Here is a 14,314-nt window from a genome sequence, read left to right on the forward strand (position 1 = left end):
GGAGTGACCTAGTTGGAGGGTTGCCGCCGGTCGGCCGCCGAAGGGGCATTGGTAGGCTCCGAACGGCCCGCGCCGACGGGGATCGGGCGAAAGCGTATGAGCGTGGCACCGGATGCGATGGCCGAGACCTCGCAAGAAAGCGGCGCGCCCTGATGCGGGTAGATGGGCATGTTCCAGCCCGCGCGGTCGCCCCTGCCCATGACGAAATCCACAACATCGGGCCAGAGCGGATTGGCCGCCGACATTTCCTGCCAGACCCGGATCGCATCGTCGATGGTGATCTCGGCAAAGCTTTTGTCCGGGTCTTGTTTCCACCGGGCGCGATAGGCGGCATTGCAGAAGGTCAGCACGCCGGAGGCAGAGAAAACGGCGAAACCATCTTCGAGCGTGTCGAGCAGGCTTTGGCTTTGTTCAAGTTCGGCTCGGAAGTTGCGGGTTAGGGTCACCTCGGCGGTGATGTCTTCGATCAGGAAAGCGGTGGCGCCATCGGGGTGGGGCCGGCCCCGGATGCTGTAGGTCTGGCCGTTCTCCAGCGACCAAGTCTCTTGATAGCGGCCATCGGTTGCGGCGGCGATAACTTCGGCGATTTCGTGACGCCAATTCTTGTAATTCTTCGGCTCCGGCATGCGGCGGCTTTCGCGCAGCTGATCGAAAAAGGACACCATCGTCGGTCGGGCGCTGAGAAAGGGGGCGGGCAGGGCGGTCAGGTCAACCAGGGCAGGGTTGAACAGGGCCAACTGCCCGTTGCGGTCAAAAATCGCCAGTCCGATGGACAGATGGGCAAAGGTCTTGGCAAGGGTTTGAACGAAGTTGCGCTGCGCCTCTTCGGCGGCGACCACGGCGTTGATGCAGGTGGCGTGGTAGACCTGCACATTGTCCTCTGTCGTGGTGGTCAGCGCGTACCAATCTGGTTTGTCCCCATCGCCGCAGCGCAGGCATACGCGGTTGGGATGTTCGGGCGAGGGCGTGCTGAACAATGCGGCGCCGCCGCATTCAGGATCGGCCGGAGCCTTGCGTTTCAGGGCCCCGTAGGCCCGGTTGTGCCAGATGATGCGGCCTGCGGCATCGGTCTGCCACGCTGGGTTCGGGCTGGTCTCGCTGGCCCGGCGCAGGGCGGCGAGTTTCTGAAACGTCTCTTCCGTGATCTCTTCGGTCGCGCGGGTCTGGGGCAGGTGCAACCAACAGAGCGCGTCGCGCCATGTGATGCGCAGCTCCGACGGGCTGTCGCCATCCTCTGCCCTGAGGGTCAACTTGCCGGTGGCCCCATGCCGGGGCGTGCGGGGGAATTCGGGAAATCGCGACAGCAGCGCATCGCGAATATCTTCCCACTGGTGGTAGCCGGGGGCGAGGGCAAAGCGGGTAAGCGCGCTGTCGGAGCCATGAACCAACTGCCCCTCTTCGAACAGCAGGCTCATATCATCGATGCCGGGGGGTGCCGCCGCCGGTCGCCCCGCAGCCGTGCCGAGCCACCAAAGAGCGGCCAGCGCGGTGACGGAGGCGGCGGCAAGCACGATGATGACATCCGGCAATGCCATGACGGAAACCCCTTTCGGCAAATGCGACGCCCTATTTTGAGCCCCAATGGTTAACGGTGGGTTAACAAACGCGCCAATCCCGCCGTCAGGCCGTCAGACGCTGGTTCTCGCCCATCACGCTGTCATCGGGGCCAAGGTCCAGCAGGCGGCGTGGCCAGACGACTTCGACCACAGCACCGCTGCCAGCGGGGGGCAGCCCGCGCAGCCAACCGCTGTCGGACCCATTGGCAAAGCGCAACCGCGCGCCCGAGCGTTCGAGGAAGGTCTTGGCGATGAACAGCCCCAGCCCCATGCCCTCATATTCGGGCCGCGCCGTCTCGTTCGATGCACCTCCTCGGCGGCGCAAAAACGGGTCGCCGATGCGGCCCAGATGCTGCGGCGGGAAGCCCGGCCCGTTGTCGATGATCCGCACCGAGATATCCTCGGCGGACCATTCGGTTTCGATCCAAACCGTGGTTTCGGCAAAATCCACGGCGTTCTGCACCAGATTGCGCAGCCCGTGGATGATCTCGGGCTTGCGCGGAATCGTCGGGGCGCGGGCCGGGTCTCGGGCCATCGGGTTGTCGGAAAACATCACCGTCTTGCCGCGCTCCAGATGCGGCTCGGCGGCCTCTTTCACCACGGCTGTCAGCTGCGCGCGCTGCATGTGCAGATCGTCTTTCCCGATGCGGCCCATGTCGCGTAGGATATCCCGGCAGCGGTCGGCCTGATCGCGGATCAGCGCGGCGTCTTCGGCCAGATCAGGGCGGTCTTCCAGATCGCCCAGCAGTTCGGTGCTGGCCAGTTTGATCGTGGCAAGCGGCGTTCCCAATTCATGTGCAGCGGCGGCAACGACGCCGCTGAGGTCCGAGAGTTTCTGCTCCCGTGCCAGCACCATCTGCGTGGCCGAGAGCGCGTCGGCCATGGAGTGGACTTCGGTCGTGACGCGCCGGGAATAGGCACTGGTAAAGACGATAGCGATGAGCAGCGCCGCCCAATGGCCAAAGACGAAGATGCCGGGCTGGCGCAGCACATCGCCCGATTGCGTCACCAACGGCAGATGCCACAGCGCCAGCACCGAGGCCGCGATAATCGCGGTGGCGCCCAGAACCAGTGTCGAGCGCAGGCTGAGCGCGGTGGCCGAGATCGTCACCGGGGCCAGCAGCAGAAGTGCAAAGGGATTGTGCAACCCGCCGGTCAGCGCCAGAAGCGCGGTCAGTTGCAGCAGGTCGAAAAGCACCATGGCGAGGTTCTCGCGCTCCGACAGGCGTTTGTTCTGCGGAAAGACGAAGGCCGCGACAAGGTTGCCCACCACCGAGGCCCCGATCGTCAGGTAACATAGGCCAAAGGCCAGTTGCAGCCCAAGCGCCCATTGCGCCACGGTGACGGCGGTCAACTGTCCGGCGATGGCGAACCAGCGCAGCAGGATCATCGTGCGCAGGCGGATCCAACTGGCGCGGGTGCGCCCATCGAGGGGCCGGATATTTGCCTGCGTCATCTTAGCCCCATCACTTTATTGCGTCTTGCATCACCTGCGATCTAGCGTAGGTCTGCGGCGAAACACGATCAAGACCGGCCAGCATGGCGGAGGACTGACATGAAACGAATGATTGCATTTGGCGCGGCAGGGGTCGCGGCGGTATTTCTGGCCGGGACGGCTTTCATGGTGCTGCGGGGCGAGGACGATCCCTATGCCACCTGCCGGTCGAGCCAAGTGGCGGGCGGCGATATCGGCGGGCCGTTTGAACTGGTCAACAGCGCGGGTGAAACCGTGACCGATGCCGATGTGATCAAGGAGCCTGCCCTGCTCTATTTCGGCTATACCTCCTGCCCCGATGTCTGCCCGCTGGACGTGGACCGCAACGCCGCGGCGACCGAGATCCTCGATGAACGCGGCCAGAGCATCACGCCGGTCTTCATCACCGTTGACCCTGCGCGCGACACGCCAGAAGTGGTCGGTGATTTTGCCGAGGTGATGCACCCGCGTATGGTCGGGCTGACCGGCTCGCCCGAGCAAATCAAAGCCGCCAGCCAAGCGTATCGCACCTATTACAAGGTGCACCCCGAAGATGAGAATGGCGAATACCTCGTCGATCACTCCACCTTCAGCTATCTGGTCATGCCCGAGGAAGGCGTTGTCGACTTTTTCCGCCGCGAAGTACGCCCCGAAGAGATGGCCGACAGCATTGGCTGCTTCCTCGATCAAAGCTGAAATTGACCCGCCGCCATGGCCGCCCCATATTAGCCTTTGAGAGGGGATGTTGATGCAGGATATTTCTGACTTAGGCGCGGACCGCAGCTTGCTTTTGGTCGATGACGATGAGCCGTTTCTGCGCCGTTTGGCCAAGGCGATGGAGAAACGCGGTTTTGAGGTGGAAACCGCAGGGTCCGTCGCGGCGGGTAAGGCCATCGCAACCGCACGCCCCCCGGCTTTTGCGGTGGTTGATCTGCGGCTTCAGGATGGCAACGGCCTCGACGTGGTGGAAGTGCTGCGCGACAGGCGCGCCGATGCGCGGGTCGTGGTGCTGACGGGCTATGGTGCGATTGCCACGGCGGTGGCGGCGGTGAAATCCGGGGCCACGGATTACCTGTCGAAACCCGCTGACGCCAATGACATTGTGAATGCGCTTTTGGCCACCGGAGGGGACCTGCCCGAACCGCCGGAAAACCCGATGAGCGCGGATCGCGTGCGGTGGGAGCATATCCAGCGGGTCTATGAACTCTGTGATCGCAATGTCTCGGAAACCGCGCGGCGGCTGAACATGCACCGGCGGACCTTGCAGCGCATCTTGGCAAAACGCTCTCCGCGCTAAAGTTCGAACCGTTTCCAGATTTTATCGACGCGGGTGCCATCGGCCAATGTGCAGTTTGGCAGCCGTCTGAAATCTTCGAAGCCGCGGCTTTGGTGATAGGCCAGCCCGCCCTGATTGTCGGCGCGGATGATGGCGTGGATATGGGCATAGCCTAGATCACGCGCGGCCTGTTTAGTCTGTTCGAACAGGGCCGAGCCGATGCCAAACCCCGTCTCTCCCAACCGTACGAAAGTTGCGACGTCCACACCGCCTTCGGGCAGATCGGGATGGGGTTCGATGTACTGAAAGCCTTTCAGCGCGCCGCGCCCGTCTTCCGCCAGATGCCATGCGCTGCCGGGCGCGGCCATCCAGCCCTGCAACTCGCGCGGGGTGACGGGGCTGACCATGGCGGTGGTGCCGCCCTTGGCGATAATCGCGTTCAGCAATTCGGCCAAGGTGCGGGTATCGAGCGCTCCGGCGCGGCGGATGTGGATCACGCCATTTCGCGCAGCAGCGCCGCGTGCCGTTCGGTGAACTCGGCCCGCACCTCGACCGGCGGGCGCAGCAGGATGCTCAGCCCTTCCATCAGCGCCGCATCGGGGCGGCCAAAGAAACGGGTCGCCTCGGCCTCGGAAAAGCCTGCGATCTGGCTGGCCTCCATCCAAGCGCTGACGCGGTCGGCCTTCTTGATCTGCTGCTTGACCCGCACCGGCAAGCTGGCGGGGAGGCCGAAGCGGACATGCACGGCAGTGGTCAACCGTTCATCCAAAGCGCGATAATCCGGCCCGACGGCGGCCTTTACGGGTGAGATCATGTCGCCGATCACATATTCCGGCGCATCATGCAGCAACGCGGCCAGACGCCATTTTGCAGGCGCACGCGGGGCGATGCGGGCGAAAATCGTTTCCACCAGCAGCGAATGTTCGGCCACCGAATAGGCATAGTCGCCCCGTGTCTGCCCGTTCCAGCGCGCGACAAAGGCCAGACCATGGGCGATGTCTTCGATCTCGACATCGACCGGCGTGGGGTCGAGCAGGTCAAGCCGCCGACCTGACAGCATCCTTTGCCATGCGCGTGGTTTCTGCGCCATTCGCGGGGGTCCTTACGTCGTGAGCCTTGGGAACAAATCCCTGTCAAACCTGTTCATCCCACGAAGGAGATGATCATGAAACCCGTTTTTTCCGGTACGATAGTTGCAGTTACCTTGGCCACCCTCGCCGGTGCTGCACAGGCAGAAGAAGTCTGCATGCCCGCCAAGGAAATGAAGTCTGCCCTGATCGATTGGTACGGCGAAGAGCCGGTGCCGGGTCAGCGTGAGGACAACAACCAGCTTTGGGCATCGGATCAGTCGGGGACATGGACCTTGGTCAAGACTTTGGCCGATGGCAATGCCTGCGTGCTGGCTCAAGGCGATGATTGGATGGCGGGCCTGTCGGGTGATAAGCAACTGGCCGCTCTTCTGGACTGATCCGGCGCGGCTTTCCCCCATTCACGTTGAGAATTCGCGGCGAAGGTGCTAACCGCCCTGCAACACTTCAAACAGGAGCGCCGCATGGCCCACGACTATATTGTTAAGGATATCAATCTGGCGGCCTACGGGCGTAAAGAGCTGGACATCGCCGAGACCGAAATGCCGGGCCTGATGGCGCTGCGCGAAGAATACGGTGATAGCAAACCGCTGAAAGGCGCGCGGATCGTCGGCTCTTTGCACATGACCATCCAGACCGCCGTTCTGATCGAAACGCTGGTCGCCCTTGGCGCCGATGTGCGTTGGGCATCCTGCAACATCTTCTCGACCCAAGACCACGCGGCCGCAGCCATCGCCGAAGCGGGCGTGCCGGTCTTCGCCATCAAAGGCCAGTCGTTGGTCGAGCATTGGGATTACCTCGACAAATCCTTCATGTTCCCCGAAGGGCCGAACCTGATCCTCGACGATGGCGGCGATGCAACGCTCTACATCCTTCTCGGCGCGCGTGTGGAAAATGGCGAAGACGAACTGATCGCTGTGCCGAAGTCCGAAGAGGAAGAGGCGATCTTCGCCCAGATCAAGAAGCGTATGGCCGAAAGCCCCGGTTGGTTCACCAAGATGCGCGACCAGATCAAGGGCGTGTCTGAGGAGACCACCACCGGCGTGCACCGTCTCTATGATCTCGTGAAACAGGGCCAGCTGCCCTTCCCCGCGATCAACGTGAACGACTCTGTCACAAAGTCGAAGTTCGACAACAAATACGGCTGTAAAGAGAGCCTCGTCGACGGTATCCGCCGCGCCACCGATACGATGATGGCGGGAAAGGTCGCCGTTGTCATGGGCTATGGCGACGTGGGCAAAGGCTCCGCCGCGTCTCTGCGGGGGGCGGGTGCCCGCGTGAAGGTCACCGAAGTCGACCCGATCTGCGCGCTGCAAGCCGCGATGGACGGTTTCGAGGTCGTGCTGCTGGAAGACGTGGTCGGCACCGCCGATATCTTTATCACCACCACCGGCAACAAGGACGTGATCCGCATCGAGCATATGCGCGAGATGAAGGACATGGCCATCGTCGGCAACATCGGCCATTTTGACAATGAAATCCAAGTTGCCGCGTTGAAGAACCACAAGTGGACCAACATCAAAGAGCAGGTGGACATGATCGAGATGCCGAATGGCAATCGTCTGATCCTGCTGTCCGAAGGCCGTCTGCTGAACCTCGGCAACGCCACCGGGCACCCGTCTTTCGTCATGTCCGCGTCCTTCACCAACCAAGTGCTGGCGCAGATCGAACTGTGGGAAAACACCGACAAATACGAGAATGACGTCTACATCCTGCCCAAGCATCTGGATGAAAAAGTTGCCCGTCTGCACCTCGACCGGATCGGCGTGAAACTTTCGAAGCTGAACCCAGAGCAAGCGGCCTATATCGGCGTGACGCCCGAGGGGCCGTTCAAGCCCGAGCATTACCGCTACTAAGCCGCGAAGAGTTCCCTCTTTCAGCATGTTTCAGCGCCGTCCCGGAGATCACCGGGGCGGCGTTTTTATGTCAAACGACTACGATATATAGGAAAATCAGCTCAATCGGCGGATTCAAGCACATATCTGCCAGGGGCGGAGGACGGGCGGAACATAGTCAATCGGGCGGTGTTTCATCCCCAGACCATTCAAAAGGAGTATCGAAGATGAAACGTACATTCCTGAAGTCCACCGTCGCCGCCCTCGCTCTGACTGCGGGCACTGCATTCGCTCAGACCGCCGACACCGAAGCCGGTGCCGCCGCGGAAGCCGAGACCACCATCTCGGGCGAGAGCGTCACCAACACGGCCAACGATCTGACCGCCACTGTTGAGCAGCAGGCCGAGCGAACCGCTGAGATGTCGCGCGAAAATTCCGACGACTACGAGGGGACCAACGACCCCAACACCACCGATGAAATCCTGACCGCTCCGACACAGGGCGCAGAGTTCGAAGGTGATACCGAAGTCGACAACGAAGCGGAACTGACCGCCGAGACCGATGGCGTGACGCCGACAACCGATGCCGAAGCGGATCTGGCCGGAAACGCCGATTCAGAGTCGAATTCGACCCTGAGCACCGACACCAGCGGCACCGTCACCACCGAGACTGACACCGATCTCGCAGCCGACGAAGATGCCGATTTCGACAACGAAACCACCGCCGAGATCGAAGGCGATGCCGAAACCGATCTGGATGAGAATGTCGCTTCCAACACCGAAGCGGACATGGAAACAGATGTGACACGCACCGACACCGGCATGAGCAACGCATTCTCCGGCATGGTCGTGGGTGATCTGGTCGGCCTGACCGTGGTCGAAGCCGATGGCGAGAGCATTGGTGATGTCGACTATGTCATCAAGACCGACGATGGCTATGCCGCTGTTGTTGGCGTGGGCGGCTTCCTTGGCCTTGGCGAGCACACCGTCGCCGTACCGCTTGAGGAAATCTCCATGGCAGCCGAGAACGACCTGAAGCTGAGCTCCTGGACCAAAGCCGAGCTGGAAGCCCAGCCGGAAGTCGATGAAGGCAACATCGAAGGGCTGGAAGACGACGTCCGCCTTGACGACGCCACCTAAGCGACAGCCGATATCCTGACTGAGAGGCGCCCAATTCGGGCGCCTCTTTTTCTGGCGGCTCCGGGGTCAGCCCGTCGCGCCCGAAATAAATCTTTTGCAATACAGGGATATGGCCTTAGGCTCCGGTCTCAGGAACCCCTGACGGGCCGAAGACACTATTGGGAGAGATTTTATGGGCAAGCGTGACGAATGGATCGCCAAATACGCCGAAGACCTGAAGAACAAATGCGGCATGGAGCCGGATATGGACCTTTTGACCAAGGTGACCATCGGCTGCGGACCGTCGATCTATAACGCCGACGCGCAGACGGTGTCTTCCAGCGATACGGCTGAGTTGAACACCGTAAAGGACAACTTCCTGATCAAGAAACTCGGCCTGCCGGATGATGAGCATCTTATGGGCGGCATTCAAAAAGTGATTGAAACCTATGGCCGGTCCGAGCGGAACAAGTACCGCGCGGTGGTCTATTACATGCTGGTCAAACACTTCGGCAAAGAGTCCGTCTACGCCTGAAGGGCGGTGGGAAACCCTACCAAAACCTTACCTGAGACGCGCGCTTGGTTAAGCGCGCGTTTCGTTTTTGCGCGGGCTTTGACACAGTCGAAAGTTGAGTAAATCACCGGTTTCTGCTATCTCTCTTATATCGGCCAGAGCGGCTGGTAAGAGTTACGAACATGTGTGGTGGTTATGGGAGCACATGGGGTGAGAAGGGTTCTGGCGGGGTGCCGGAACCCTTTTTCGTTTTTCCGATGGCCGCGCCGGTATTAGGGCGCGGTCTTGCCCAAGGCGCAGATAAGCTGCCATTCCGCTTCGGTCACGGGCTGCACGGATAGGCGCGAATTCTTCACCAGAACCATGTCCTCCAGCCTTGGGTCCGCTTTGATCGTATCCAAACTGACTGGCTGGGCGAACGACCGCACCGCTTTGATGTCCACACATTCCCAACGTGGGTCATCAGTGCTGCTGTCGGGGTGAGCCTCGGCGCAGACTTCGACGATGCCGACGACCTCACGGTCTTTCTGCGAGTGGTAAAAGAACCCGAGGTCGCCGACCTTCATCTCACGCATGAAATTGCGCGCCTGATAGTTGCGCACGCCGTCCCATTCCTCACCCGCGTCGCCCTTGGCCTTCTGATCGGCCCAGCTCCAAGTTGCGGGTTCGGATTTGAACAACCAATAGGCCATCAGCCGATCACCCGGTTCCAATGGGTCAGGGTCACGCTTTGGAACAAGCCGGCTTTGGCGTAGGGGTCATTCGCGGCCCAATCCTCGGCTGCGGCCATATCGGGCACGTCCAGAATGATGAGCGAACCGATCATACCGCCTTCAGCATCCAAAAGCGGGCCAGCCTGCGCCACGGCATCGCTGGATTTCAGATAGGCCAAATGGTCGGGCCGGTTTTCCTGACGGATCGGCAGGCCATCGGCTTTGTCATGGGCGATCAGGGCAACAAACATATCATTCTTCCTTTAGGGGGCGGGTCAGCAAAGATTTCATGGCACCAGCCACATCTAACTGGTTGTCGAGCAATCCGGCAACCGCGCGGGTGATCGGCATATCAAGCGCCGCTTCGCGCGCCAGCGCATCGACGGCGCGGGCGGTCGCGGCCCCTTCGACCGTGGTTGATCGGTCAAAGGGGGTGCCTTGGCCCAGCGATTGTCCCAAACGGTAGTTGCGCGATTGCTCGGAGGTGCAGGTCAGCGTGAGATCACCAAAGCCCGAAAGCCCGGCCAGCGTTGTCGGCTCAGCCTTCAGATGGGCGGCAAGGCGTTGCATTTCGGCATAGCCGCGGGTCATCAGCGCGGCGCGGGCGCTTTCGCCCAATCCGGCCCCTATCGCAGCCCCGCTGGCGATGGCGACGACATTTTTCAGCGCCCCGCCCAATTCCGCGCCGGTGGTATCCGTGGTGCGGTAAAGCCGCAGGTTTGCCGTGGTGAGTTCCGCTTGCAGCTGTTCGCCCGCCGCAGGGTCTGCACAGGCCAAGGTGAGCGCGGTGGGCAGGCCCCGTGCGATATCGGCGGCAAAGCTCGGTCCCGTCAGGATCGCGGCGGTGGCTTCGGGAATGGTCTCTTCGATCACGCTGACCGGCCCCACGCCGCTGCTGAGTTCGATGCCTTTGCAGCAGGCGACCAAATGTTTCCCGTGAAGCGCCGCGCGATGTTCCTTTAGCACGCTGCGCAGCTTTTGCATCGGCACGGCCAGCAAAAGGGTCTCGGCCTCAGCGGCTTGGGCAAGACTTTCGGTCACGCTGAGCGTCTCGGGGAAAGGGCAGCCGGGCAGGCGTTTGGCGTTCTCTCGCCGCGCGGCCATGTCCCCCGCGTCACGCGCCCAGAGTGTTACCGGCCCTTTGCCCGCAAGCGAAATGGCCAGCGCCGTGCCGAATGCCCCTGCGCCGAGGACGGAAACGCTCATGCCTTGGCCCCCTTCTTGCCACTGCCCAGCATCGCCGGGCGCGCCGTGTCCAGCGGCCAGCGGGGCCGCGCGGCAAGGGTCAGGTCATCGGCATCCCGCAGGGCGGCCTGCTCTCCCGCCGCGAAGGCGATCATCGCGGCGTTGTCAGTGCAAAGCGCCAAGGGCGGCGCCACGAAGGCGGCCTCTTGCGCGGCCGCAACAGTCTCTAACGCGGCGCGGATGGACTTGTTTGCCGCCACGCCCCCCGCCACGCAAAGGCTCCGCGCACCCTCTGCCGGATACTCCGCAAAGGCGCGGCGCGTTTTATGGGCCAGCACATCGACCACGGCGGCTTGAAACCCCGCGGCGAGGTCCGCTTGATCCTGCCGCGTCAGCCCGCCACGCTCTGCCACGCATTTGTCGCGCGCGCGCAGCACAGCGGTTTTCAAACCCGAGAAGGACATGTCGCAGCCTTCGCGATCCAGCAGGGGGCGCGGCAGGGCAAAGCGTTTCGCATCGCCCTCTTGGGCGCATTTTTCGATCGACGGTCCGCCCGGCTGGGGCAGGCCCAACAGCCGCGCGACCTTGTCAAAGGCCTCCCCCGGGGCATCGTCGATGGTACCGCCGAGACGGTCGAAACTTTCCGGCCCGCGTACCAGTAGAAACTGACAATGCCCGCCCGAGACCAGCAACATCAGATAGGGATAGGGCACATCATCGGTCAGCCGCGGGGTCAGCGCGTGACCCGCGAGGTGGTTCACCCCGTAAAGCGGTTTGCCCGTCGCCGCCGAGAGCCCCTTGGCGCACATCACGCCCGACACCACGCCGCCGATCAGCCCCGGCCCGGCGGTCACCGCGATGGCGTCAATCTGCGGCAGGCCGATACCAGCTTCGGCCAAGGCATCCTCGACACAGTGGTCCAATTTCTCGGCATGGGCGCGGGCGGCGATTTCGGGGACGACGCCGCCAAAGTCGGCGTGCAGCTCGGTCTGGCCCGCCACGACCGAGGCCAGCACCTTGCCGCGCCCGTCCTTCTCCATGCGCACCACGGCGGCGGCGGTATCGTCGCAACTGCTTTCCAAACCAAGGATCAAGCGGGTCTGAGACTGGGTAGAGGGCATGGGGGCTTTCCGTTGCAAGGCACCTGTACCGCAGGTAACACCGCTCTCACGCGCAAACAATGCCGGAGCCTTGCGATGCCGCAGCCAAGATTGCTTCTGACACGTCCCCAGCCCGGTGCCGCGCAGTTTCTGGATCGGATTTCGCCTGCGCTGCGCGACGGGGCCGTGATCTCTCCGCTGATCGAGATTACCGCGACGGGTGAGCCTGTCGATCTTTCGCCTTATGCCGGGGTGATCTTTACCTCGGCCAATGCCGTGGCCCATGCGCCTTTGGGGGAGGGGCGGCCTGCCTATTGTGTCGGCCCGCAGACCACGGCGGCGGCGGGCAAAGCGGGCTGGCAGGCGCAGATGGTCGGGCTGGATGCCGAGGCGCTGATCGCGACCTTTGCGGAACGCCCCCAGCTCGGCCCGCTCTTGCACCTTGCCGGGCGGCACCGGCGGGCAGATATTGCCGGAATTTTAAGCGCTTCGGGTCAAAGGGTGGAAACCGCCACGGTCTATGACCAGACCCTTCTGCCGCTCTCTACCGCCGCGCAGACCCTTCTAAGCGGCCCTGACCCCGTTATCGTGCCGCTGTTTTCTCCGCGCAGCGCGCAGCATTTCGCCCGCGAAGCAAGCTCGACGGAACGGGTCATCGCCCTGTCGATCAGCCGCGTCGTCGCTCAGGCGCTTGAAGCTCTGCCGCTCTATGCGCATGATGTCGCCGCAGAACCCACCGGCGAGGCCATGGCAGAGGCCGTTGAAAAACTATTCCGCTGCACCACCTTGCCTTGAGGGGCATAGGTATGCCGGGTAAGCTCGCCATTGCGAGTGAATGACAGGTTCAGAATCGAAAGGCGTGAGGCGTGGCAAAACCCAAGAAGACGGTCAGCAAAAGCGAAGCGGACAAGACCACAGCCGATCAGACGCCTCCCGCGGCGGATAAGGCAACCACGGCAGAGAAGGCCGAGGCCGCGAAACCCAGCCAGACCGATGGTAATGGGGTGGAGACGGCAAAACCCGACACGCCGAAAACCGAGGATGCCAAGGCCGACGCGGTGAAAACCGAAACGGGCAAGGCCGACCCATCAAAAACACCCAGCACCACGCCCACAACGGATAAAACGACAGCGAAGCCCACCGCTGCGGCCAAGCCGGACGACAAAGCCCCGGCCAAGCCCGAAAGCACTACGCAGGCTAAAGACAAGCCCGAGAGTGCCACACCGGCTAAAGCGACGAAGCCCCAGGCGGCTTCGCCCAAGAACGATCCCAAGACAAGCGCCACCAGCGCTGCACCCAAGGACAAACCGGCGCCCAAAGACAAACCGGCCGCTGATCCCGCGCCCTCACGCGCCTCGGCGGCTGCGTCTAAGCCGAGCGGTAGCTCGTCCAAACCCGCGCCGGAAAAGGCCGAAAAGCCAAGCGCTGCCACGTCCAAACCGACGTCCCCACCTGCTGCATCAACCCCGGCCCCTGAGCCTGCCCCGAAAGAGCGCAAGCGCAGCGTGTTCTTCCCCATGCTGCTCGGCGGTGCCATCGCTGCGGGCCTCGGCTTTGCCGCATCGGAATATGACGTCTTGGGCACCCGGGCACAAAGCGCGGCAGAATTGCAGAGCGCGATGGAAGCGCAGCAGGCCCGCATCGCGGAACTGGAAGCCCGCGTCGAAGAGCCTGCCACCCTGCCGGAAAGCCTGCCGCAGGTCGACGCGCTGCGCGAAGAACTGACCGGCAGCCGCGAGGCCCTCTCGGCGCTGCAAAGCCAATTGGCCGAGATCGACAGCCGCCTCACCACGGTTGAAAAGCAACCCGCCACCGGCGGTGACAACCAAGTCGCGGTCGCGGCCTTTGAGCGTGAGATGGAAGCCCTGCGCGCCTCCGTCGCCGAACAGCGCAGCGAGATCGAGAGCCTGCTGGAAAACGCCCAGACCGCCGAAGAGGCTACTGCCGCCGCGGCGGAAGCGGCCCGTGCCCAGACTGCGATGACCCAGATGAACGCCGCGATCAGCGCCGGCCGCCCCTTCGAAGCGCCGCTGGCCGAATTGCAGCAGGCCGGGGTCGAGGACATACCCGAAACCCTGCGTGAAAGCGCCGCGGGCGGTGTCGTCACCCTCGCCAATCTCCAAGCGCGTTATCCCGATGCCGCGCGTGAAGCGCTGGCCACCGCCCGTGCCGCCGTGCCGGAAGAGGGCGAAGGCGGCTTTGGCAACTTCCTGAAACGCCAACTCGGCGCCCGCTCGGTCGCGCCGCGCGAAGGAACGGATGCCGATGCTGTCCTGTCTCGCGCCGAAGCGGCGGTGCGCGATGGCCGTTTGACCGATGCGCTGGCTGAGATCGACACGCTGCCGGCCCCCGCGCAGGATGCGATGGCGGAATGGCTCGCCGATGCGCGCGCGCGTCAGGCGGCTGAAACCGCCGCCAATGAACTCTCCCAACGCCTGACGGCCAACTGAGGAAC

General features: G+C 62.9%; 16 protein-coding genes. 8 read left to right on the forward strand and 8 right to left on the reverse strand.

Annotated features, from left to right (window positions below):
• Positions 1–8: 8 nt before the first annotated feature.
• On the reverse strand, positions 9–1,535 hold the full coding sequence (locus tag ACGYLX_RS10615; RefSeq protein ID WP_394449298.1) for a PAS-domain containing protein: 1,527 nt from the start codon (positions 1,533–1,535) through the stop codon (positions 9–11).
• Between the two features lie 85 nt (positions 1,536–1,620).
• A complete protein-coding gene (gene regB / locus ACGYLX_RS10620; RefSeq protein ID WP_394449301.1) occupies positions 1,621–3,012 on the reverse strand; it encodes a sensor histidine kinase RegB in 1,392 nt (463 codons plus the stop codon).
• Positions 3,013–3,111: 99 nt separating this feature from the next.
• Here regB and ACGYLX_RS10625 point away from each other — a divergent pair, with 99 nt between their 5' ends.
• Together ACGYLX_RS10625 and ACGYLX_RS10630 are read left to right on the forward strand one after the other, a co-directional pair.
• Positions 3,112–3,726, forward strand: a complete 615-nt coding sequence (locus tag ACGYLX_RS10625) for an SCO family protein (RefSeq protein ID WP_394449304.1) — start codon at positions 3,112–3,114, stop codon at positions 3,724–3,726.
• Positions 3,727–3,772: 46 nt separating this feature from the next.
• Entirely contained in the window at positions 3,773–4,327 is a 555-nt protein-coding gene (locus tag ACGYLX_RS10630) for an ActR/PrrA/RegA family redox response regulator transcription factor (RefSeq protein WP_394449306.1), read from the forward strand.
• On the opposite strand, the gene ACGYLX_RS10635 is transcribed toward ACGYLX_RS10630, so the two are convergent.
• Together ACGYLX_RS10635 and ACGYLX_RS10640 are read right to left on the reverse strand one after the other, a co-directional pair.
• Complete coding sequence (locus tag ACGYLX_RS10635; RefSeq protein ID WP_394449309.1) at positions 4,324–4,803, reverse strand: GNAT family N-acetyltransferase; 480 nt, start codon at positions 4,801–4,803, stop codon at positions 4,324–4,326. The genes ACGYLX_RS10630 and ACGYLX_RS10635 overlap by 4 nt on opposite strands.
• Positions 4,800–5,396 (reverse strand): HD family hydrolase, encoded by a 597-nt coding sequence (locus ACGYLX_RS10640; RefSeq protein WP_067268313.1) that lies wholly within the window; start codon positions 5,394–5,396, stop codon positions 4,800–4,802. The genes ACGYLX_RS10635 and ACGYLX_RS10640 overlap by 4 nt, the downstream gene beginning before the upstream one ends.
• Positions 5,397–5,471: 75 nt before the next feature.
• Between ACGYLX_RS10640 and ACGYLX_RS10645 the strand changes: the two genes are divergently transcribed.
• From ACGYLX_RS10645 to ACGYLX_RS10660, 4 genes are all read left to right on the forward strand, one after another.
• Complete coding sequence (locus tag ACGYLX_RS10645; protein WP_271692692.1) at positions 5,472–5,774, forward strand: S-adenosyl-L-homocysteine hydrolase; 303 nt, start codon at positions 5,472–5,474, stop codon at positions 5,772–5,774.
• 84 nt (positions 5,775–5,858) lie between these two features.
• The gene (ahcY, locus tag ACGYLX_RS10650) at positions 5,859–7,250 is read left to right on the forward strand and encodes an adenosylhomocysteinase (RefSeq protein WP_394449312.1); all 1,392 of its coding nucleotides are present in this window, start codon (positions 5,859–5,861) and stop codon (positions 7,248–7,250) included.
• Positions 7,251–7,456: 206 nt separating this feature from the next.
• Positions 7,457–8,368 carry a PRC-barrel domain-containing protein gene (locus ACGYLX_RS10655; protein WP_394449315.1) on the forward strand — a complete coding sequence of 304 codons (912 nt, stop codon included), beginning with the start codon at positions 7,457–7,459 and terminating at the stop codon, positions 8,366–8,368.
• A 172-nt stretch (positions 8,369–8,540) separates the two neighbouring features.
• Complete coding sequence (locus ACGYLX_RS10660) at positions 8,541–8,882, forward strand: DUF2853 family protein (protein WP_209216928.1); 342 nt, start codon at positions 8,541–8,543, stop codon at positions 8,880–8,882.
• A gap of 251 nt (positions 8,883–9,133) precedes the next feature.
• Here ACGYLX_RS10660 and ACGYLX_RS10665 read toward each other — a convergent pair whose 3' ends face one another.
• The 4 genes from ACGYLX_RS10665 to tsaD are packed head-to-tail and all read right to left on the reverse strand — an operon-like array spanning position 9,134 to position 11,880.
• A complete protein-coding gene (locus ACGYLX_RS10665; protein WP_394449318.1) occupies positions 9,134–9,553 on the reverse strand; it encodes an EVE domain-containing protein in 420 nt (139 codons plus the stop codon).
• The gene (locus tag ACGYLX_RS10670; protein WP_067268301.1) at positions 9,553–9,825 is read right to left on the reverse strand and encodes a YciI family protein; all 273 of its coding nucleotides are present in this window, start codon (positions 9,823–9,825) and stop codon (positions 9,553–9,555) included. The genes ACGYLX_RS10665 and ACGYLX_RS10670 overlap by 1 nt, the downstream gene beginning before the upstream one ends.
• 1 nt (position 9,826) lies before the next feature.
• Entirely contained in the window at positions 9,827–10,780 is a 954-nt protein-coding gene (locus ACGYLX_RS10675) for an NAD(P)H-dependent glycerol-3-phosphate dehydrogenase (protein WP_394449321.1), read from the reverse strand.
• Positions 10,777–11,880, reverse strand: a complete 1,104-nt coding sequence (tsaD, locus tag ACGYLX_RS10680; protein ID WP_394449324.1) for a tRNA (adenosine(37)-N6)-threonylcarbamoyltransferase complex transferase subunit TsaD — start codon at positions 11,878–11,880, stop codon at positions 10,777–10,779. Before tsaD ends, ACGYLX_RS10675 begins: the two co-directional genes overlap by 4 nt.
• A gap of 75 nt (positions 11,881–11,955) precedes the next feature.
• Between tsaD and ACGYLX_RS10685 the strand changes: the two genes are divergently transcribed.
• Positions 11,956–12,654 carry a uroporphyrinogen-III synthase gene (locus tag ACGYLX_RS10685; RefSeq protein WP_394449327.1) on the forward strand — a complete coding sequence of 233 codons (699 nt, stop codon included), beginning with the start codon at positions 11,956–11,958 and terminating at the stop codon, positions 12,652–12,654.
• 71 nt (positions 12,655–12,725) lie between these two features.
• The gene (locus tag ACGYLX_RS10690; protein WP_394449330.1) at positions 12,726–14,309 is read left to right on the forward strand and encodes a hypothetical protein; all 1,584 of its coding nucleotides are present in this window, start codon (positions 12,726–12,728) and stop codon (positions 14,307–14,309) included.
• The last annotated feature ends 5 nt before the right edge of the window (positions 14,310–14,314 follow it).

It is taken from the genome of Sulfitobacter sp. 1A13496, assembly GCF_043557225.1.
Taxonomy (GTDB): Bacteria; Pseudomonadota; Alphaproteobacteria; order Rhodobacterales; family Rhodobacteraceae; genus Sulfitobacter; species Sulfitobacter faviae.